Source organism: Herbiconiux sp. SALV-R1 (assembly GCF_013113715.1).
Taxonomy (GTDB): Bacteria; Actinomycetota; Actinomycetes; order Actinomycetales; family Microbacteriaceae; genus Herbiconiux.
The window spans coordinates 3370417-3390635 of record NZ_CP053344.1 but is presented as its reverse complement, the minus strand read 5'-3'; the positions used below and the strand labels follow the sequence as shown (position 1 = coordinate 3390635).

Below are 20219 nucleotides of genomic sequence, written 5' to 3'. Positions count from 1 at the left end.
CGGGCGCCGGCGCCCCCCTCGTTCCCTCCGGAAGGAATCCGTCGTGACCGCTGCACCACCCGTCGAGAGCGCCCCCGCCGCGCCACCGCCGCCCGGCGCCGCCGCCCGGGCGAGGCGCGGGGCCGTGCTCCGCCGTCTCTTCGCCGGCGAAGGCTTCGTCGCCATCCTCATCGTCGTCTACATCGTCGCCATGGCACCCTTCGCCCAGGGCCTCCTCTCGGAGCGCAACGCCCTCAACGTGCTGTCGAACTTCTGGCCGCTGGCCATCATCGTCATCGGGCAGACCTTCGTGCTCGTGCTCGCCGGCATCGACCTGGCCCAGTCGGCCATCATCAACCTCACCAACACCGTCGGCGCCCTGCTCGTGACGCAGGCGCTGGAACCCTCGCTCTTCGACAAGTCGGCCCTCTGGGGCTCCGTGGTGGGGCCGGATGGCGGACCACTCGGCGGGGGCGGTGGCATCGCGCTCGCCGTCGTGCTCATGGTCGTCATCGGCGCGGTGCTCGGCACCGTGAACGGCCTGCTCATCGCGCGGCTCAAGATGCCGCCGTTCATGGTGACGCTCGGCACCATGCTGCTGTTCAGCGCCGTCGCCGTGTGGCTCACCCGCAGCGAGAACGTGCCCAACCTGCCGGAGGAGTACATCGCGATCGGCCAGGGCCGCATCTGGGGCGCCCTCACCGTTCCGGCGATCATCGCCGTGGTGCTCGGCGTCGCCGCCCACTTCGTGCTGAGCAAGACGCCGTTCGGCGCCTGGCTCTACGCCGCGGGCACCAGCCGCGACACCGCCATCATCTCGGGCGTGCCCTACCGCCGGGTCGTCGTGCTCGCCTACGCGCTTTCCGGTGTGTTCGCCACGATCGGCGGCGTGCTCTACTCCACCAGGCTCGAGGCCGGCCGGCCCACGCTCGCCGACGACCTCCTGCTCGACGTCATCGGCGCGGCGGTCATCGGCGGTGTCTCGCTGTTCGGCGGCAAGGGCTCCGTGCTCGGCGCCGCCCTCGGGGCCCTGTTCTTCGTCGTGCTGTCGAACAGCCTCAATCTGCTCAACCTGCCGTTCACCGTCGTCTTCATCGTCAAGGGCCTCGTCATCGTGGCGGCGGCGCTGCTCGACGTGGTGCGCAACCGCATCCTGGGAGGCACACGATGACCGAACCGCGCCTGCGCATCGACGACGTCTCGCACAGCTTCTACGGCGTCACCGTCAACAAGCACCTGAGCCTCGAGCTCGGCGCCGGCGAGGTGCTCGGCCTCGTGGGCGAGAACGGCGCGGGCAAGAGCACCCTCATGAACATCGTCGGGGGTGTGCTGCAGCCCGACTCCGGCTCGCTCTGGGTCGACGGCGAACGCTACGAACCGCGCAGCCCGGCCGAGGCCCGCAAGGTGGGCATCGCCCACGTGCACCAGGAGCTCAACCTGTTCGCGCCGCTCACGGTCGCCGACAACATGTTCCTCACCGGCTACCCGCGCCGGCTCGGCGTCTTCACCGACAAGCGCGCCGCCCGGGCCAGGGCGCGGGAGGCGCTCGCCCTGATGGACCTGCCGTTCTCGCCGTCGGCCCTCGTCGAAGACCTGAGCCCCGGCCAGCGGCAGATGCTCGAGATCGCCAAGGCGGCGGTCGGCGACCCGAAGCTCGTCATCCTCGACGAGCCCACCACCTCGCTCACCTCGCGCGAGACCGCGCGGCTGTTCGAGCTGATCGGGCAGCTCACCGAGCGCGGCACCTCGATCATCTACGTCTCCCACATCCTCGAAGACATCAAGCGGCTCTCCGATCGCATCGCGATCATGCGCGACGGAGCCCTCGTCGACGTGCGGCCCGAGGCCGAACTGCCGGTGAGCGAGGTGATCACCCTGATGGTCGGCCGCAGCCTCGACAACCGCTTCCCCTCCCGCGAGGGGCACGCCGAGCGCACGCCCGTGCTCGAGGTCTCCGACCTCTCGGCGAAGGGCGTCGTCGACGGCATCGACCTCACCGTGCACTCCGGCGAGGTCGTGGGCCTGTTCGGCCTCATGGGCGCCGGCCGCACCGAGCTGGCCAGGATGGTCTACGGGCTCGACCCGGTCGACCGCGGCACGGTCACCATCGACGGAACCGACCTCTCGCAGCGCTCCACCCGGTCGCGCATCGCACGCGGGCTCTCCTTCGTCACCGAAGACCGCCGCGGCGAAGGGCTCCTCATGGACTTCTCCGTCATCACGAACGCCGCACTTCCCTCGCTGAAGCGCTGGGCGGGCGGGGTGCTCGGCCCCATCAGGCGCCGTGCGGTGGCCCGCGATGTCGCCGAGGTGACCAGCGGACTGCGGCTGAAGTCGGCCGACCTCGACCGTTCGCCGGTGCGCTCGCTCTCGGGCGGCAACCAGCAGAAGGTCGTGCTGGCCAAGTGGCTGCTCACGAAGCCGCGCGTGTTCATCCTCGACGAACCCACCCGTGGGGTCGACGTGGGGGCGCAGTACGAGGTGTACCGCACCACGCTGGAGCTCGCCGACCAGGGCACCGCGGTGCTCGTCATCTCGTCGGAGCTGCCGGAGCTGATCGGCATCTGCGACCGCATCCTGGTGATGCGGATGGGGCGGCTGGTCGGCGAGTTCGACCGCTCGCAGTTCGACGCCCGCCGCATCCTCGGCGCCGCCTTCGGCGAGTCGGGCACGGCGGCTGCCACCGACGGGCCGGCCGCCGCCCCCACCCCCGTTCCCTCTGACCAGGAAGCAGCACGCTGATGTCGAAGCTCCGCCAACTCGCCCTCGGCAACGTGCCGATCATCCTGCTCGTCGTCGTGTTCGTCATCTTCTCGCTGCTCGACCCGCGCTTCTTCGACCTGCAGACGCTCGGCAACATCGCCCGCAGCACGGCCTACATCGGCATCGTGGCGGTGGGCATGACGCTCGTGCTCATGACGGCGGGCATCGACCTCTCCGTGGGTTCGATGCTCTACCTGGTCGCCGTCGTCGTCGGTCAGATCATCAACACCGCGGCCATCCCGGTGTTCGTGGTGCCGCTGCTCGCCATCGGTGTCGGCCTCGTGCTCGGCGCGGTGAACGGCTTCGCCATCTCCTTCCTCCGCGTCATCCCGTTCATCGTCACCCTCGCGATGCTCACGGTCTTCCGCGGCATCGGGCTCGGGCTCTCCGACTCGCGCGAAGTCAACTACCCCGACGTCATCGGGGCGCTCGGCTCGCAGCCGATCCTCGGCATCCCGCTGCCGGTGTGGATCTTCGCGATCGTCGTGCTCGTGGCCCACATCGTGGTGACCCGCACGCCGTTCGGGCGGCAGCTGCTCGCGACGGGCGAAGACCGCGCGGCGGCCGAGCGTGCGGGCATCCCGGTGCGGCGCATCCTGTTCACCGTCTACGTCATCGCGGGCGGGCTCACCGGTCTCGCCAGCTTCGTGGCCATGACGCAGTTGCGCACGGCCGCTCCCGGCTTCGGGTCGGGCGACGAGTTCGACGCCATCGCGGCGGCGGTGCTGGGTGGCACGAGTCTCTTCGGTGGTCGGGGCTCGGTGTTCCCGGGCACGGTGGTGGGCGCGCTGCTCATCCAGCTCATCCAGACGGGGCTGCAGTTCCTGCAGGTCGACCTCTACGTCACGCCGATGATCCAGGCGGGCATCATCCTGCTCGCCGTGTTCGTCGACGCACTGCGCACGGGCCGGCTCGAGAAGCTCACGCGGCGCGTGGTGATGTCGGAGCGCACCGAGGAGCTGACACCGTGAGCGCGGGTGCCCCGGGCGGCAAGAGCGGCGTGGGCGACGCGCGGCTCGACCCACCAGCCGACGGGCTCGTCGTGGCCTTCTACGGCGACGACTTCACCGGGTCGACCGACGTCATGGAGACGCTCGAAGACGCGGGGCTCCCCACCCTGCTCTTCCTGGAGGCGCCGACCGTGGAGCAGCTGGCCGCGCATCCGGAGATCAGGGCCGTCGGCGTGGCCGGCGTGAGCCGCACCATGAGCCCGGCGCAGATGGACGACGAGCTGCCCCAGGCGTTCCGCGCCCTGCACGCCCTCGGTGCACCGATCGTGCACTACAAGATCTGCTCGACCTTCGACTCCTCGCCCACGGTCGGCAGCATCGGGCGCGCGACCGAGCTCCTGCGCGCCGAGGTGGGCGACGGGCCCACGCCGCTCGTCGTCGGCGTGCCGCAGCTCGGCCGCTACACCGCTTTCGGCACCCTCTTCGCCCGCTACGGCAGCGAGGTGTACCGGCTCGACCGGCATCCGACGATGACCGTGCATCCGATGACCCCGATGCACGAGGCCGATCTGCGCGAGCACCTGCGCGCCCAGACGGCGCTGCCGTCGGCGCTCGTCGATCTGCGCGAGCTCGACGGAGACGACGCGGTCGTCGCGAGTGCCGTCGACGGCCGGCTCGCGGCGAGCGGCGGGGTGGTGCTGCTCGACGTCGACGACCTCGGTTCGCAACGCCAGGTCGGCCGGGCACTGCACCGGATGCTCGAGACCGCCCGCGAGAACGGCACCGCGGTCGGGGTGGTCGGCTCGTCGGGCGTCGAGTACGCGCTCGGCGCGGCGTGGGGGAGGAGCGGCTCCGCCGAGACCCTCCCCGTGCGGGAACCGACGAAGACGCTGACCGTCGTCGGGTCGCTCGCCCCCGCGACCCGGGCGCAGGTCGAGGTGGCGCTCGCGGCGGGCTTCGCCCTCGTCGAGGTCGACGACCACGCCCTCGTCGACCCCGAGCGCGGCCCCGCGGCGCGCGCCGACGCGGTCGCCCGCGCGGTCGCCGCCCTCGGCCGGCACGACCGCGTGCTCGTGCGCACCCCGGTGCCCGGAGCGGCTGCGCCCACGGGTGCCCCGACGCCCACCCCCGTCGACGGCACCGCCCTCGCCGCCGCCCTCGGCGCGGTCACCGCCGAGGTGGTGCGCCTCACCGCCGTGCCGCGGCTCGTGGTCGCCGGCGGCGACACCTCCGGCTACGTCGCGAAGGCGCTCGGCATCGAGGCGCTGCGACTCGTGCGCCGGCTCGCACCGGGCGCGCCGCTGTGCCGTGCCGTCAGCTCCGACCCCCGGCTCAACGACCTCGAACTGTGCCTCAAGGCGGGCCAGATCGGAGACCCCGACTACCTCGTCCTGCTCGCCGAGCTGGGCTCAACCCCTCAGGAAGGAACCTCATGACCACGATCGCCCTCATCGGAGCCGGCGGCAAGATGGGCTCGCGCCTCACCGACAACCTGCTGAAGACCGACTACGAGCTGCTCTTCGTCGAGCCGAGCGAAGCCGGCATCGCCCGTCTCGCCGAGCGCGGCGGCACCCCCACGAGCCTCGAGTCGGCGGTGGGCGCTGCCGACGTCGTCATCCTCGCCGTTCCCGACAACCGCATCGGTGTCGTCGCCGAGCAGGCCGTGCCGCTCATGAAGTCGGGCTCCACCCTCATCGTGCTCGACGCCGCCGCCCCCTACGCCGGGCACCTGCCCGAGCGCGACGACGTGAGCTTCGTCGCCTGCCACCCCTGCCACCCCTCGGTGTTCAACAACGACGAGACCGAGGCGGCCGCGCAGACCGACTACTTCGGCGGCGTCGCCGCGCGCCAAGACGTGGTGATCGCCCTCATCTCAGGGACCGACGCCGACTACGAGCGCGCCGAGCAGGTGGTGCGCGCGTTCTTCGCGCCCGTACTCACCGCCCACCGCATCACCGTCGAGAACATGGTGCTGCTCGAGCCGGTGCTCGCCGAGACCACCGCCGCCACCTGCGTCGTCATCATCAAGGAGGCGATGGACGAGGCCGTGCGCCGCGGCGTGCCGCCGGAGGCCGCCCGCGCCTTCATCCTGGGACACGTGAACGTCGAGCTCGCCATCGTGTTCGGCGAGATCGGCTCACCGTTCTCCGACGGGGCGCTCAAGGCGATCGAGACCGCGAAGGACATCCTGTTCAAAGAGGACTGGAAGCGCGTCTTCGACGACGAGGTCATCGCGGCCAGCGTCGACGAGATCGTCAACCACTAGGCACGAGCGCGAGGATCGGGAACACGATGACGGATGCTGCACACCACGTAGGCGCGTGGAGCTTCACGCTCTCCGCCGCCGGAGACGTGGAGCACCTCGCCTTCGACGGCGCGGAGGTGCTGCGCGGTCTCCAGTTCGTGGTGCGCGACGACGCGTGGGGCACCATCGCGGGCGATCGGGGGGTCGCGGAGGCGACCCGCGCATCCGCCGATGCCGGTGCCGGTTCTCGGTTCGACGCCACGGGCTCCTACCGGTTCCCCGACGGCCGCGCCGAATCCATCGCCAGTCTCACCGTCACGCCGACCGAACTCCGCTACGAGGCGGAGGTGCGGGTGTCGGGAACCGTGCTCACGAACCGCATCGGATTCGTGGCCCTGCATCCCCTCACCCTCGCGGGCGGCCCGGTCGAGGTGCGTCACGGCGACGGAACGACGGAAGCCTCCGTCTTCCCGACCCTGGTGTCTCCGCACCAGCCGTTCCTCGACCTGGCCGGCCTCGCGCATCCGCTTCCCGGCCTCGCCGAGGCTGCCGTCGAGATCGTCTTCGAGGGCGAGGTGTTCGAGACCGAAGACCAGCGCAACTGGTCCGACGCGTCGTTCAAGACCTACAGCCGCCCCCTAGCCCTCCCCTACCCCTACGAACTCACCGACGGCGTCATCGTGCGGCAGGCCGTGACCGTGAGCGTCGCCTCGGCCCCTGGCATCTCGGGCGAGCAGCCGACGGATGCGCGCGGTGCGTCAGGCGCGGGCGGCACGACGACTGCGGGCACCGATCCCACCGCGGTCGTCGTGCCGTGGGAGGGCCTGGCCGCGCGGCCGCGCCTCGGGGTGCAGCTCGGCCCTGACGATCTCGAGCTGCAGGCGGATCAGCGCGTTCGGCTCGTCGAGGCACTTTCCGTCGATCAGGTGAGGGTCGACGTGGTCGCCGACGGGGAGAGGCTGCGCGGGGAGGAGGCGCTCGCCGCCGCAGCCGGGCTGCCGGTGGAGCTCGCCGTGCACCTGGGCCACGAACCGCAGCAGGCGCTGGGTGTGCTCGGGGAGCTTCTGCGCGCGCGGCGCGGTCGGCTCGCGGCGGTGCTGGTGTTCGACACGGCGCTGCCTGCTACCCGGCCGGAAGCCCCGGCGCTGCTCCGCGCGGCGTTCGGGGAGCTGCTCGAGGGCGTGCCGCTGTCGGTGGGATCGGACGACAACCTCGCCGAGCTCTCCCGCACGGCCCCCGAGGTGCCCGACGGTTCCGGACTGAGCTTCGCCCTCAACCCGCAAGTGCACGACCGGCGCGACCGCGCCGTGATCGAGACGGTCGAGGCGCTGCCCGCCATGATCGACACGGCGCGATCGCTCGCTCCCTCGGGCACATCGATCGGCATCGGCGCGCTCACCCTGCGCCCGCGGCGCGTCATCTACCGCCCCGGCCCCATCGCCCGCCTCGGCCGTGACGCCGACTCCGTCGACCCCCGCCAGCACGACGACTTCGCCGCCGCCTGGCTCACCGCCACCCTCGCCACCCTCATCGCCACAGGCGTCGACACCATCACCGCGTTTGAACTCTCCGGACCACGCGGAGTGCTCCGGCCCGGTGAGCTCCTGCGCCACACCGCGCCTGCGCCTGCGCCCGCGCTCTCGTCCGCGGGCGCGGCGCTCGCCGCGGTCGCCGGGGCGCAGCGCGTCGGTGCCCCGATCGTCGACCTCGCCGCAGACGTCGCCGCCCTCCCGCTCGAGACCGACAGCGCGCGAGCCGTGCTCGTCGCCAACCTCGCGCCTCGCGACCGCACGATCGTCGTGGCCGGTGTCGCGCATCCGTTCTCCCCGTACCAGACCAGACTCCTCCCGGAAGGCCCCTCGACGTGACAGACCGCATCCGTGCCCGCTACCTCATCGAGACCCCGCGGGGCCTCGACGCCGCTGCCGAGGCGATGGCGGGGGAGCAGTCGACCGGCACCTTCATCGCCCTCCCCGGCGAGACGCCCGAACTGCACCGCAAGCACGCCGCGCGTGTCGAGGAGATCGTGCCGCTCGGCGAGGTCGAGCACCCCTCGCTCGCGGGCGCGACGGGCCCCGGACCGCACGTGCGCGGCGAGGTCGTACTCTCCTTCCCACCCGACAACATCGGCACCGAGCTGCCGAACCTGCTCGCCACCGTCGCCGGCAACCTGTTCGAGCTGCAGCAGCTGTCGGGCATCAGGCTGATCGACCTCGAGCTGCCGCCGGCGTTCGGGGAAGCGCATCCTGGCCCGCAATTCGCGCTCGAGGGAACGCGCGAGCTCGCCGGGGTGCCCACCGGCCCCATCATCGGCACCATCGTGAAGCCGAGCGTCGGACTCACCCCCGAGCAGACCGGCGAGCTCGCCGAGCAGCTCGCCCTCGCCGGACTCGACTTCATCAAAGACGACGAGCTCATGGCCGACTCGCCGCACTCCCCGTTCGAGGAGCGTCTCGACGCGGTGCTGCGCGGCCTCGACCGCGCGGCCGAGGTCACCGGGCGACGGCCTCTGTACGCGGCGAACGTCAGCGGCGAGATCGACGAGATGCGCCGCCGCACCGAGCTCGTGGCCGAACGCGGCGGCAACTGCGTGATGGTGAACGTGAACGCCGTGGGCATCGCGGGCCTCCGCGACGTGCGGATGCACAGCAGCCTGCCCATCCACGCGCACCGCGCCGGGTGGGGTGCGCTCACGCGCGACCCGTCGCTCGGCTACTCGTTCCGGGTGTGGCAGCAGCTGTGGCGGCTGGCCGGCGCCGACCACGTGCACGTCAACGGGCTGCGCAACAAGTTCTGGGAGCCCGACGACTCCGTCATCGCCTCGGCCCGCTCGGTGCTCGAGCCCATGAACGGTGGGCCCGCCGCCGTTCCCGTGTTCTCCTCCGCCCAGTCGGCCGACCAGGCAGCCGACACCTACGCCGCCCTCGGCTCGGCCGACCTGCTGTACGTGTGCGGCGGGGGCATCATGGCCCACCCCGACGGGGTCGCGGCGGGTGTCACGAGCATCAGGCAGGCCTGGGATGCCGCCCTCGCCGGCCGCACGTTGGCCGACTACGCCGAGACGCATCCTGAGCTGGCCGCGGCGCTCGCCACTTTCGGAGACCGGCGGGCCTGATGATCGGCCTGTCGAGCTACGCCTACCAGTGGCGCCTCGATGCGAGCGCCGACGACCGCTGGACGGTGGAGCGGGTGATCGAGGATGCGGCACGCCTCGAAGTGGGTCTCGTGCAGCTGTGCGACCTGCCGGAGCTGGACCGGCTGGCCGCGGAGGGTCTGTCGCGCATCCGTCTCGCGCAGCGGGAGCGGCTGCCGCAGCTGCGGCGCCTGGGCGACGAGCTCGGCGTGAGCTTCGAGGTGGGCACGAAGGGCATCGCGCCCGAGCACCTGCTCGCCTACCTCGACATCGCTTTCGAGCTCGGCAGCCCGCTGGTGCGGTCGATGCTCGTCACGCCCGCGCACCGGCCCACGCCTGCCGAGGCCGAGGCCGCCCTCCGCTCCGTGCTGCCCGCCTACGAGGCGGCCGGCGTGACGCTCGCCCTCGAGACCTACGAGCAGGTGGCCACCGCCGACCTCGTCGACCTCGTCGCGACGATCGACTCGCCGGGCCTCGGCATCTGCCTCGACCCGGGCAACGTCGTCGCGCGGCTCGAGCACCCGGCCGACGTGGTGGCGATGACCGTGCCGTGGGTGCGCAACCTCCACGTGAAGGACTTCGCGTTCACCCGCAGCCCCGACATGGTCGGCTTCCGCTTCGCGGGCGTGCCGCTCGGCGAGGGTCTGCTCGACTACGACGGCCTCGTCGCCGCCGTGGATCCCTCCCGGCGCGGCATCAGCCGCATCATCGAGCAGTGGGTGCCCTGGCAGGGCGACTCCGCCCGCACCATCACCCTCGAGACCCGCTGGGCCGAACACGCCCTCCACTGGCTCCGGGCCGCGGACGCGCGGGCTGCCGCCGCGGGCGGTGGCGTGAGCGGCTGAACGGTATGAGAATCGCGCCGCCGAGCTCCCCCGGGGCTTGAGCGCGCGATTCTCCTTCCGTTCGTGCGGCGAATCCGTGGCAGTGCCCACTGCCGCAGCCGCGCCCACCGCCCACCGCACCGCCCCGGGGTGCCGCCGCGGGCGCGCCCGCCGGCCCGCCCCGGGGTGCCGCCGCTGGCGCACCCACCGCCCCCGCCCGGGCGTGAGCGGCTGAACGGTATGAGAATCGTGCCGCCGAGCTCCCCCGGGGCTCGACTGCACGATTCTCATACCGTTCGCGCGGCGAAGCCGCCGGGCTAGGCGCCGAGGAAGGCGCGGTACTCGGCGGCGTAGGCGAGGAGCCCCTCGGAGAGGGAGGCGAAGGCCGACTCGACGCCGAGTTGCTCGCGCACCGGCCGCATTTCGAGCACGCCGCGGTAGCGGCTCTCGACGCCGGTGGGGTCGAGGTCGTCGTCGGTGATGTCGAGCCGCGCATCCGGGAAGGTGCCGCGCACGACCTCGGCGAACTCGAGGGGCGACAAGAGGGGGCGGCCCGTGCCGGCGTTGAAGACGCGGTCGCACGACTCGTCGCAGTCGACGAGGGCCGCGAAGATCGCGGCGACGTCGTGCACGGGGGTGAAGTCGCGGAGCGGTCCGCGGCTCGCCACCGACACCGGCCGACCCTCGACGATGCCCTCCACCACGGGCTTCACCCCCACCGGCCACTGCATGCCGAAGCCGTACACCGCGCTCGGCCGGGCGATGCGCACGTCGAGCGGGAACGCATCCGCGTACCCCAGCGCGATGATCTCCGACACCGCCTTCGACACCCCGTAGAAGCCGCCGGCCGGCCCCTCCCGGTTCGTGACGAGCGGATGCGCGGCATCGATCGGCTCGTACCTCACGGTCGGCAGCACCGACACCGACGACGCGAACACGAACCGCCCCACCTCGCGGATGCGGCACAGTTCGAGCAGCTCGAGCGTCGGGTCGACGTTCATCTCGAGCGCCTTCACCGGGTCGTTCTTCAGCGCCACCGGGTTCACGTACGCGTCGAGGTGCACCACGGCGTCGGGTCGCAGCCGGTCGAGCGCACGGCCCATCGCTTCGCTGTCATGCAGCTCGGCGCGGATGATCTCGGGCGGGTCGTCGCCGATCACCCGCAACGCCTCGGGCCGGTAGTCGTAGCGGCTCAGCACCGCCACATCGTGCCCGCGATCGCGCAGCGCCCGCACCGTGTAGGAGCCGATGAAGCCCGTCGCCCCCGTCACCACGATCATCCGTTGCTCCACTCCGATGCCCCTCGAAGTCTACCGAGCGCGCGCCTTCCGGCTCGGTGTCACGGGCGGTGCCGGGCAGTAGGGTCGGGCGCATGGATGCACGTGAGGCTGTGGAGGAGACGGCGTTCCTGCTCGAGCGCGAGCTGGCGCCGGGGTTCAAGGTGAAGGCGTTCCGCACGGCGGCCGGGGTGCTCGCCGAGTGGACGCCCGAGGAGATCGCCGAGCGCGCATCCGACGGGCGGTTGAAGGGCACGAAGGGGATCGGTGCGCGCACGCTCGAGATCGTGACGCAGGCGCTCGAGGGGCGGGTGCCCGACTACCTCGCAGACCTCCGGTCGAGGAGCGGCTACGAGCTCGACCCCGAGGCCGTGCGTCTCTTCGAGGCGTTGCGCGGCGACCTCCATGCGCACAGTGACTGGAGCGACGGAACGACCGACATCGCCACCATGGCGCGGGCGGCGCAGCGCCTCGGGCGGGAGTACCAGGCGCTCACCGACCACTCGCCGAGCCTCACCATCGCGAACGGGCTGTCGCCCGAGCGGCTGGAGGAGGAGCTCGACGTGGTGGATGCGCTGAACGCGGAGTTCGCCGAGGCCGGCGGCTCGGGCGGCTCGGGCGGCTCGACCTTCCGCATGCTCAGCGGCATCGAGGTCGACATCCTCGACGACGGATCGCTCGACCAGGAGACCTCCCTGCTCGAGTCGCTCGACGTCGTGGTGGCGAGCGTGCACTCGAAGCTGCGCGCCGATCGGGCCACGATGACGGAACGGATGCTCGCCGCCGTGCGCAACCCGAACACCGACGTTCTCGGGCACTGCACCGGCCGGCTGGTGCAGGGGTCGCGCGGCACCAGGCCGCCGTCGGAGTTCGACGCGCGGGCCGTGTTCTCGGCCTGCGCCGAGGAGGGGGTGGCGGTCGAGATCAACTCGCGGCCGGAGCGGCGGGACCCGCCTGAGGAGCTGATCGCGCTCGCCCTCGAGGCGGGGTGCCTGTTCTCGATCGACTCCGACGCGCACGCACCCGGGCACCTGTCGTTCCTCGACCACGGTGCGGCCCGGGCGGCTGCGGCCGGGGTTCCCGCCGAGCGGGTCGTCACCACCTGGGAGCTGCCGCGCCTGCTGGAGTGGACTGCGCGGCACCGCTGAGCCCTACCGCGTGGCCGCGCTGCCCGGCACGGCCCCGCGGCTCGGCGCTGCCGGTCGGCGTCGGTCCGGTCGGCGGCGGCCGTGGCCGGGTCTTGGTACGCTGGGGGCGACCCAGGGAACGGAGACCTTCATGGTGGCGGAAGTACTGCTCGGCGTCGTCGGCCTCATCACCGTCGTCGGAGGTGTGCTCGGCGTCATGGCCGTCATCGAGATGGCGAAGTCGCCCTACCGCAAGTAGCGCTCCCAGCCGATCCGGCGTTGTGGGTCCTGCGCGACCACCTGCCGACGATCGTCAGTCGTATCACGCTCGTGGTGGCCGCTCCGGCTAGCGGGCCCGCCCGATGACGACGGTGGCGTCGCGGTCGTCGTCGCGCACGATCTCGGTGACGAACCCGGATGCTGTCATCAGCTGCGCGGTCGACGGCGCCTGCCGCTCGCTCGATTCGGTCAGCAGGGTGCCGCCCGCGGCGAGCCACAGGGGCGCCTCGGCGATCACCCGGCGTTGCACGTCGAGCCCGTCGGCGCCGCCGTCGAGGGCGACGAGTCGCTCGTAGTCGCGTGCCTCGGGTGGCATGAGGGCGATCGCCTCCGTCGGCACGTACGGCGCGTTGGCTGCGATCACGTCGACCCGCCCGCGCAACCGCTCCGGCAGTGCGCCGTACAGGTCGCCCTCGAACACGTCCGATGCGTCGGCGAGGTTCTTGCGGGCATTCGCGACCGCCGCCGGATCGACATCGGCCGCCACCACCGCAAACCCACCCGCGCCCTCCACCACTGCCGCCACGGCCCCCGCCCCACAGCACAGCTCCAGCACGATGACACCCTCCGGTGAGGTGCGCACGCTGCCGTCGCGGTGCGCGCGAGCTCGGGCCGCCTCGGCGAGCGCGCGTTCGGCGAGCAGCTCGGTGCGCTTGCGCGGCACGAACACCCCCGGGTCGATCACGATGCGGCGCCCGCAGAACTCTACCCACCCGAGCAACGGCTCCAGCGGCTCTCCCGCAGCTCGCCGCGCCACGAGCCCTTCGAGCTCGCCCGCCGACGCCGCAGCCTCGACCAACAGCCGCGCCTCCTCCTCCGCGAACACGCACCCCGCCGCCCGCAGCACTCCCACTGCCCACACGCACAGTGCCGCCTCGTTCTCCACGAGGCGGCACTCTACTCCGATGCGCGAGCGGAGTAGGGCGTCAGGGGCGGATGTAGGCCGACAAGGCGTCGACCACTGACTGGGGCACGGTGTTCGGCCCACCGAGCACGACGATGCGCTTGGGTGCCAACCGGGTCAGCTCGGTGTGGACGGCCGGAGAGATTCCAGCCGGGTCGACCAGCACGACGGGGCCACTGCCGGCAATCGCTGTCGGGCCACCGGAGAGTGCGTCCGGGTAGACGGCTCCGGATGCCACGACCACCGTGTCGACGCCGGGGTCGAAACCCTGCGACACGAACACCGAGGTCTCATAGCGGTTGTTGCCTGCCAGGCGGAATGCGGCCGGCTGAATCTCCCGAAGCGTGGTGATGACCGCATCGTCGATGGTGCCTGCGCCGCCCAGCACGACGATGCGCTTCGGGCGGAGTCGCATGAGCTCCGCTTTGACCGACGGCGGGATCTCCCCTTTTCTCGTCAGGAGCACCGGGCCGCCGAGGTGTGCGGCTGATGCCGAGCCCGACAGTGCGTCGGGGAAGCTCTCCCCGGAGGCGACGTAGGCGACCGGGACGCTGTAGGTGGGAAGAGGGGAGTAGAAGGCCGCGGCCGACGCCGCCGCCGACACCTCGTACCGGTCAGCGCCACCGATCCGGCTGATGACCGGAGTGTAATCGGCGAGCTTCTCATAGACGGAGGAGCTCACGCTGTTCTCCCCGCCGAGCACGACGATTGCCTTGGGCTTCAGGCGGTCCAGCTCGGTCGACACCGACCCGGGCAGCTCTGACTTGCGCGTGAGGAGAACCGGACCCCCCAAGCCACCCGCGAGGGCCGACGCTGAAAGCGCGTCTGCGAAGACTTCTCCGGACACGACGTAGGCGACCTTCACCCCGGGGTTCGGAAAGGTGTTGGTCGAGGTGGCTGCCGAGACGTCGTAGCGGTCGGCACCCCCGATGCGGGTGACGCCGGGCGCGAAGGTGCCGGTTTCGGCGACCAGTCCGCTCGACGATGAGATGTCGGGGGCGGGCGCCTCGGTGGCCGACGCGAAGGTGGCGGGGAGAGGGGCGGCGAGGGCGCCGGCCAAGAGGGCGACGACTCCGAGACGGAGGGAACGAGAGGGGGTCATGCCGTCGACGCTAAGCGCCGGAAGGGCAGCTCCGAGATGAGTACTTCTTACTCAGCGCCAGGCAGCGACGCCTCGATCAGCGCGATGATCTCAGGGTCGTCGGGCTGCACGCTGGGGCGGAAGCGGTGCACGGTGCCGTCGGCCGTGACGAGGAACTTCTCGAAGTTCCAGGTGACCCGCCCGGCCTTGCCGGACGCATCCGGTGTCTTCTTCAGCTCCTGGTAGAGCGGGTGGGCGCTGCGCCCGTTGAGCTTGACCTTGTCGAACATGGGGAAGGTCACGCCCCAGGTCAGGGAGCAGTACTCCTTGATCTTCTCGGTGTCGCCGAGCTCCTGCAGGAACTGGTTGCTCGGGAAGCCGAGCACGGTGAACCCGCGGTCGCCGTAGGTCTTCTGCAGCTCCTCGAGCTTCTCGTACTGCGGCGCCAGGCCGCAGCGCGACGCCACGTTCACGATGAGCTTCACGGGGGCGTAGTCGGCGAGGGTCGCGGAGCCGCCGTCGATGGTGGTGAGGGAGATGTCGTCGATGCTCGAGGTCACGAGCGTCACTCTACGCCCGGCCCCCGGGCGTCTCGACACCCGTCTCCCAGGTGCGCGAAACACGGCGGCCGTAGCATGACCCCCACATGCAGCTCTTCGTCGACATCGTCCTCATCCTCATCGCGGTTCTGGCCGTGCTCGGAGGATGGCGTCGCGGCGCCCTCGTGACCGCCGCGTCGCTGCTCGGCCTCGTCGGCGGCGCCCTGCTCGCGACGGCGGTGGCGCCCGGGCTCGTCGACTGGTTGGCGGGTCTCGGCTGGAACTCCCCGGTGCAGCGCGCCGTCGCCACCGGCGCCGTGCTGGTGCTCAGCATCGGCCTCGCCGTCACCGCGCTCACCATCCTCGCCCAGCTGCTCAGGCGGGTGATCGGGGCCGTGCGCATCGGCCGCGGACTCGACGCCCTCGGCGGCTCCGTGCTCGGCCTCCTCACCTGGGCCGTCGTGGTGTGGCTGCTCGCGGGCTTCCTGCAGACCACCGGAATCCCCGCAGTCACCCAGGTCGTCAGCTCCTCGCGTGTGGTCGCGGCGCTCGACGCCGTGGCGCCCGTGCCCTCGTCGACGGCCCTCGGCACCCTGAACTCCGCGCTCGACGACTCCGGCTTCCCGCAGGTGTTCGCGTTCGGACCGGAGACCATCCAAGACGCCCCGGCGCCCGACCCGTCGATCCCGCAGGCGGTCAACGACGCCGCGGGCGGTGTGGTGCGCATCCTCTCCTCCGCCCCGAGCTGCGGCTCCGACGCGGAGGGCAGCGGATGGGTCGTGGCGGGCGACCGGGTGATGACGAACGCGCACGTGGTGGCGGGCTCGGAGAAGACCTGGGTGCAGCTCGGCGGCACCGGGGAGCTACTGGCGGCCGAGCTCGTCGTGTTCGACCCCGATCGCGACCTCGCCGTGCTCGCGGTGCCCGGTCTCGGCGTCGACCCGCTCCCGCTCGGGTCGGAGCTCGCCGCCGGCGACTCCGCCGTGGTGGCGGGCTACCCCGAGAACGGCCCGTACGACACCGAGTCGGCGCGCGTGCGCGAGGTGATCGAGGCGGTCGGGCGCGACATCTACGAACAGGATGCGGTGACCCGCGAGATCTACTCGCTCCGCTCCCTGGTGCGGCCGGGCAACTCCGGCGGTCCGCTGTTCGCGGCCGACGGCACCGTCGTGGGTGTGGTGTTCGCCCGGTCGACGCTCGACTCCGAGACGGGTTATGCGATGACGCTCGACGAGATCGCCCCGGTGCTGGCTGCCGTCTCGTCGACCGAGCCCGTCGCATCCGGAGCCTGCACCGGCTGAGCCGCGTGCGCGCCGCTCCGCGCTCGAGCCGCGCCCTCCGCGCCCGAGCCGCGCTCACCCGCAGGTGGCGCAGGGGCGACGGATGCGCGCCACAGCACCGATCCACGCCCCGCCGAGTGGCGCAACCGGGAGTTCGCGGCAGGGAAACACGGGTGCAACGGCCGGCGGCGAGACTTGCAGCGCCCCGCACCCCACTGCACCACCGACAGATGGAGATCCCATGCGCCGCACCACCTCCCGCCCGAGCAGCCGCCCGTCCCGTTCCTCCCGTTCGCGAGCGGCCGTGTCGATCGGAGCGCTCGCCGCCTCGGCACTGCTGCTGAGCGCCTGCAGCTCGGGCTCTTCGGCCACGGAGGAGAGCGCCGACGCCGCCGGTCTCACCGTGGGAAGCGTCGACCTGGCGGCGGCCGGCTGCCCCGCGACCGTGGTCATCCAGACCGGCTGGAACCCCGAGGCCGAGCACGGCCACCTCTACCAGTTGCTCGGTGACGAGCCCGCGATCGACGCCTCGAAGAAGGTCGTCTCCGGGCCCCTCATGGCGAGCGGCGAGTACACCGGTGTCGACGTCGAGATCAGGGCCGGCGGCCCGGCGACCGGCTACCAGACGGTGACCAGCCTCATGTACACCGACCCCGACATCCTGCTCGGATACGTCTCGACCGACGAGTCGATCGCCCAGTCGGACGAGATGCCCACCACCGCGGTGTTCGCCTCGCACGACATCAGCCCGTTGATGATCATGTGGGACCCGGCGACGTATCCTGAGGTGAAGGGGGTGAGCGATCTCGTCGACGCCGGCGCGATCATCCGCTACTTCGGTGGCTCGGCCTACATGGAGTACCTGACCTCGGCGGGCATCATCCCCGAGTCGCAGCTCGACGCCTCCTACGACGGCACCCCCGCGTCGTTCGTCGCCTCGGGAGGCGCCGACGCCCAGCAGGGGTACGCCTCGGCCGAGCCCTATGTGTACGAGAATGAAGTGGAGAGCTGGATGAAGCCCGTCGCCTACCAGCTCATCGACGACCTCGGCTTCCGCCCCTACCAAGACCCCGTGGTGGTGCGCTCGGCCGATGTGGAGACCTCGGCGTCGTGCCTCGAGGCGCTGGTGCCGGTGCTGCAGCAGGCCGAGGTCGACTACTTCGCCGACCCGGATGCGACGAACGCGCTGATCCTGGATCTGGTCGAGCAGTACGACACGGGCTGGGTCTACACCCAGGGGGTGGCCGACTACTCGGTCGAGACCATGCTCGCCGAGGGCATCTCGGGCAATGGCGAGAACGCGACTCTGGGCGATTTCGACGAGGCGCGCGTGCAAGACCTGATGGACAAGATGATCCCCGTCTGGGAGGCGCAGGGCGTCACTGTGGCCGAGGGGCTCACTCCCGGCGACCTGGTGACGAACGAGTTCATCGACGAGTCGATCGGCATGGCGGAGTGAGTTCGTGAGTCGTCACCCGCGGTCGGATGCGGCCGGCTCGGAGCGTTCTGCGCCCGAGCCGGCCGCTCCGGCGTCTGCGGGCGGCGGGCTGGGTGGCGGGTTGGGTGGCGTTCCCGGTGGCGGGTCGGGCGGCGGGTCGGGCGGCGGGTCGGGCGGCGTGCCCGGTGGCGGGTCGGGCGGCGTGCCCGGTGGCGGGTCGGGCGGCACCGGGGGTGACCGGCCCGAGACCGGAGGCCGCTCCCGCGGCACCTGGGGCATCGGCGGCCAGGCGGTGCTCGTGTGCGCCTTCATCGCCTGCGTGCAGATGACCTGGGGCGTCATCGTCCCCGCGCTCCCCGTGCTGGTCGACCACTTCGGACTCGCCACGGGCAGCATCGGGGTGCTCATCGCCGCGTTCGCCAGCGGTCGGGTGATCGCGAACGTGCCGGCCGGGCTGGCGCTCCGCCGCATCCCTCCCCGACCTTTCCTGCAGGTGGTGTGCGTGCTGCTCATCGCGGTCACGGCGGTGACGGGGTTGCTGCCGAACGAGCCGGCGCTGCTCGCCGCGCGGCTGGTCGCGGGCGTGCTGGGCGGGGCTGCGGTGACGATCGGCTTCGCGGTGATCGTGGCGGGTGCGCCGCCGGAGCGCCGGGGCCGCACCATGGCGATGGCCACCGTCGTGCAGATGAGCGGCGGGGCCGTCGGTGCGCTGATCGGCGGCGCCGCGGTGAGCGCATGGGGCGTGCAGTGGGCGTTCGCGGTGGCGGTCGTGCCGCTCGTGGTGTGCCTCGTCGTCGATCTGGTGCGGCCGGCGAGCTGGTTCTGGTCGGCCTTCGCCGATCGCCCGGCACCGGATGCGCGGGCCCGGCAGAGCGCGCCGGTCGCGGCGGACGCGGATGCGGCGGCGGCAGCGCAGGCGGCGGCGGGTGTCGCGGGTGCGGCGGCGGATGCGCGGCGGCGCTCGGGTTCCCGCCTCCTGGTCGTGGGGCTGGTGGCGGTCGCCTTCGCCACCTTCTTCGCGCGTTTCGCGGGCGAGCAGGGCCTCATCCCGGTGCTCGCCTACGACATCGGCGGGCTCGACCCGTTCGGCCTCGGCATCGTCATGGCCGTCGGCACCGTGGTGAGCATCGGCGCGCTGCCGCTCGTGGGGCGCGTGGTCGACCGGGGAGCCCGGCTGACGGTGCTCGTGCCCGCCACCCTCGTCGCGGCGAGTGCCGTGATGCTGTTCCCCGCGATGACGGCGCCGCTCGCCTTCTCGGCGGTGCTCGTGCTCTACTACGTCGCCACCAGCGTGGCCGGCATCGTGCCGAACGTGGTGACGGGTGAGCGGTTCCCGCCCGCCACCGCGGGAACCATCATCGGCTTCACCCGCTCAGCGGGCGACATCGGTGCGGCGCTCGGGCCCATCCTCGTCTTCGCGGTTGCCGACCTCGCCGGGCCCCTGCCCGCGGTCGGTGCCATCGCCGCGACTCTGCTGCTCGCTCTGATCGTGCTCGTCGTGCCGCTCGTGCGCGGGGCGCGTGGGGCGCGCGGCGCGCACGAGGCGCGTGGGGAGCGCGAGGTGGACGGGGCACGCGGGCCGCGCCCGCCGCGCGCGGCTCAGAGATCGGCGCGGGAGGGGTCGAGCGCGACCCGCACCTGATCGGAGCGCTGACGCCCGTGGTAGACCATCACCACGTGCCCGGCGGCCGAGCGCACGGTCGTCTCGATGAACAGCAGGGGTGTGCCCACCTCCACCGCGAGCAGCTCGGCCGCCGAGAGGTCGGCCGAGATCGCGCTGATCTGCCGCGAGGCGCTCAGCGGACTGTGCTCGAAGCGGTGCTCGAGCACCTCGAGCACGTCGTCGTTCGCCTCCGCCTGGCCGAACTCGTCGTGCGCACGCAGCGGCAGGTAATAGGTGCGCAGTGAACCGGGGCGCCCGCGATAGAGCACCACACGCTCGAACACGGCCATCCGCACCGCCTCAGGATCGAACACCGCCGCCATGGGGGCCGGGATTGCCGAGGTCTCGTGCCAGCCGATGAGGAGGTAGTCGTGGTCGACGGGCTCGGGTGAGATGCGCAGCTTGTCGAGCAGGCGGTCGGTGCGCCAGGTGGTGGGCGGGGTGCGCGCGTGGGTGCCTTGGCCCGCCGCGCGCCCGATCGAGTTCTCCTGCACCAGCATCTGCATCGCGATGCGCGCGGTGTTGCGGGTGCAGGAGAACTCTCGGGCGATCTCCTCGTCGGAGGGCAGCCGTTGCCCGCTCTCGGCGGCGGAGAGCACGAACGCCGAGACCAGGTCGCGCAGCCGCCTCGCCTCGTCCTGTCGGCGGTGGCGGCCAAGATCGAGGATCTTGTCGTCGGTGAAGCTCCGCCGCCGCGGGGGCTGCGGGGGCCGGGCTGCGTCGGGTGGCGTCATCGC

The 20219-nt window shown here is 72.0% G+C and carries 17 protein-coding genes; 12 read left to right on the top strand and 5 right to left on the bottom strand.

The genetic code is table 11. The features are described 5' to 3' along the window. Positions 1-43 precede the first annotated feature (43 nt). Genes HL652_RS16160 through HL652_RS16125 form a run of 8 tightly spaced genes read left to right on the top strand, consistent with a single transcriptional unit; the run spans position 44 to position 9915 of the window. Positions 44-1150 (top strand): ABC transporter permease, encoded by a 1107-nt coding sequence (locus HL652_RS16160; protein WP_171706259.1) that lies wholly within the window; start codon positions 44-46, stop codon positions 1148-1150. Continuing rightward, entirely contained in the window at positions 1147-2721 is a 1575-nt protein-coding gene (locus HL652_RS16155) for a sugar ABC transporter ATP-binding protein (protein ID WP_171706258.1), read from the top strand. The genes HL652_RS16160 and HL652_RS16155 overlap by 4 nt, the downstream gene beginning before the upstream one ends. Further along, complete coding sequence (locus tag HL652_RS16150) at positions 2721-3713, top strand: ABC transporter permease (RefSeq protein ID WP_171706257.1); 993 nt, start codon at positions 2721-2723, stop codon at positions 3711-3713. Before HL652_RS16155 ends, HL652_RS16150 begins: the two co-directional genes overlap by 1 nt. Continuing rightward, entirely contained in the window at positions 3710-5128 is a 1419-nt protein-coding gene (locus HL652_RS16145) for a four-carbon acid sugar kinase family protein (RefSeq protein ID WP_171706256.1), read from the top strand. Before HL652_RS16150 ends, HL652_RS16145 begins: the two co-directional genes overlap by 4 nt. Then, on the top strand, positions 5125-5958 hold the full coding sequence (locus HL652_RS16140) for a phosphogluconate dehydrogenase C-terminal domain-containing protein (protein WP_171706255.1): 834 nt from the start codon (positions 5125-5127) through the stop codon (positions 5956-5958). Before HL652_RS16145 ends, HL652_RS16140 begins: the two co-directional genes overlap by 4 nt. 26 nt (positions 5959-5984) lie before the next feature. Further along, positions 5985-7805 (top strand): hypothetical protein, encoded by a 1821-nt coding sequence (locus HL652_RS16135; RefSeq protein WP_171706254.1) that lies wholly within the window; start codon positions 5985-5987, stop codon positions 7803-7805. Then, positions 7802-9052, top strand: a complete 1251-nt coding sequence (locus tag HL652_RS16130; RefSeq protein WP_171706253.1) for a ribulose-bisphosphate carboxylase large subunit family protein — start codon at positions 7802-7804, stop codon at positions 9050-9052. Before HL652_RS16135 ends, HL652_RS16130 begins: the two co-directional genes overlap by 4 nt. After that, entirely contained in the window at positions 9052-9915 is an 864-nt protein-coding gene (locus tag HL652_RS16125; protein ID WP_216603914.1) for a sugar phosphate isomerase/epimerase family protein, read from the top strand. The genes HL652_RS16130 and HL652_RS16125 overlap by 1 nt, the downstream gene beginning before the upstream one ends. A gap of 296 nt (positions 9916-10211) precedes the next feature. On the opposite strand, the gene HL652_RS16120 is transcribed toward HL652_RS16125, so the two are convergent. Beyond that, the gene (locus tag HL652_RS16120) at positions 10212-11186 is read right to left on the bottom strand and encodes an NAD-dependent epimerase/dehydratase family protein (protein ID WP_171706252.1); all 975 of its coding nucleotides are present in this window, start codon (positions 11184-11186) and stop codon (positions 10212-10214) included. Positions 11187-11266: 80 nt separating this feature from the next. On the opposite strand from HL652_RS16120, the gene HL652_RS16115 reads away from it, so the two are divergent. Continuing rightward, positions 11267-12319: a PHP domain-containing protein gene (locus tag HL652_RS16115; protein ID WP_171706251.1), complete on the top strand. Its 1053-nt coding sequence runs from the start codon at positions 11267-11269 to the stop codon at positions 12317-12319. A 325-nt stretch (positions 12320-12644) separates the two neighbouring features. Here HL652_RS16115 and HL652_RS16110 read toward each other — a convergent pair whose 3' ends face one another. Genes HL652_RS16110 through HL652_RS16100 form a run of 3 tightly spaced genes read right to left on the bottom strand, consistent with a single transcriptional unit; the run spans position 12645 to position 15122 of the window. Continuing rightward, positions 12645-13463: a putative protein N(5)-glutamine methyltransferase gene (locus HL652_RS16110; RefSeq protein WP_253743348.1), complete on the bottom strand. Its 819-nt coding sequence runs from the start codon at positions 13461-13463 to the stop codon at positions 12645-12647. Positions 13464-13503: 40 nt separating this feature from the next. Next, positions 13504-14583, bottom strand: a complete 1080-nt coding sequence (locus tag HL652_RS16105; protein WP_171706250.1) for a cell wall-binding repeat-containing protein — start codon at positions 14581-14583, stop codon at positions 13504-13506. A 47-nt stretch (positions 14584-14630) separates the two neighbouring features. After that, complete coding sequence (locus tag HL652_RS16100; RefSeq protein ID WP_171706249.1) at positions 14631-15122, bottom strand: glutathione peroxidase; 492 nt, start codon at positions 15120-15122, stop codon at positions 14631-14633. An 86-nt stretch (positions 15123-15208) separates the two neighbouring features. Between HL652_RS16100 and HL652_RS16095 the strand changes: the two genes are divergently transcribed. From HL652_RS16095 to HL652_RS16085, 3 genes are all read left to right on the top strand, one after another. After that, positions 15209-16402 carry a MarP family serine protease gene (locus HL652_RS16095; RefSeq protein WP_171706248.1) on the top strand — a complete coding sequence of 398 codons (1194 nt, stop codon included), beginning with the start codon at positions 15209-15211 and terminating at the stop codon, positions 16400-16402. 283 nt (positions 16403-16685) lie between these two features. Beyond that, the gene (locus tag HL652_RS16090) at positions 16686-17840 is read left to right on the top strand and encodes an ABC transporter substrate-binding protein (RefSeq protein WP_216603913.1); all 1155 of its coding nucleotides are present in this window, start codon (positions 16686-16688) and stop codon (positions 17838-17840) included. Between the two features lie 4 nt (positions 17841-17844). Then, on the top strand, positions 17845-19461 hold the full coding sequence (locus HL652_RS16085) for an MFS transporter (protein ID WP_171706247.1): 1617 nt from the start codon (positions 17845-17847) through the stop codon (positions 19459-19461). Here HL652_RS16085 and HL652_RS16080 read toward each other — a convergent pair. Then, on the bottom strand, positions 19419-20216 hold the full coding sequence (locus HL652_RS16080) for a UTRA domain-containing protein (protein ID WP_171706246.1): 798 nt from the start codon (positions 20214-20216) through the stop codon (positions 19419-19421). The genes HL652_RS16085 and HL652_RS16080 overlap by 43 nt on opposite strands. Positions 20217-20219: the final 3 nt, after the last annotated feature.

Coding starts and splice junctions, on each gene's coding strand:
- HL652_RS16155 (WP_171706258.1), top strand. CDS start 1,147: ATGACCGAACCGCGCCTGCGCATCGACGACGTCTCGCACAGCTTCTAC.
- HL652_RS16150 (WP_171706257.1), top strand. CDS start 2,721: ATGTCGAAGCTCCGCCAACTCGCCCTCGGCAACGTGCCGATCATCCTG.
- HL652_RS16140 (WP_171706255.1), top strand. CDS start 5,125: ATGACCACGATCGCCCTCATCGGAGCCGGCGGCAAGATGGGCTCGCGC.
- HL652_RS16135 (WP_171706254.1), top strand. CDS start 5,985: ATGACGGATGCTGCACACCACGTAGGCGCGTGGAGCTTCACGCTCTCC.
- HL652_RS16125 (WP_216603914.1), top strand. CDS start 9,052: ATGATCGGCCTGTCGAGCTACGCCTACCAGTGGCGCCTCGATGCGAGC.
- HL652_RS16115 (WP_171706251.1), top strand. CDS start 11,267: ATGGATGCACGTGAGGCTGTGGAGGAGACGGCGTTCCTGCTCGAGCGC.
- HL652_RS16105 (WP_171706250.1), bottom strand. CDS start 14,583: ATGACCCCCTCTCGTTCCCTCCGTCTCGGAGTCGTCGCCCTCTTGGCC.
- HL652_RS16095 (WP_171706248.1), top strand. CDS start 15,209: ATGCAGCTCTTCGTCGACATCGTCCTCATCCTCATCGCGGTTCTGGCC.
- HL652_RS16080 (WP_171706246.1), bottom strand. CDS start 20,216: ATGACGCCACCCGACGCAGCCCGGCCCCCGCAGCCCCCGCGGCGGCGG.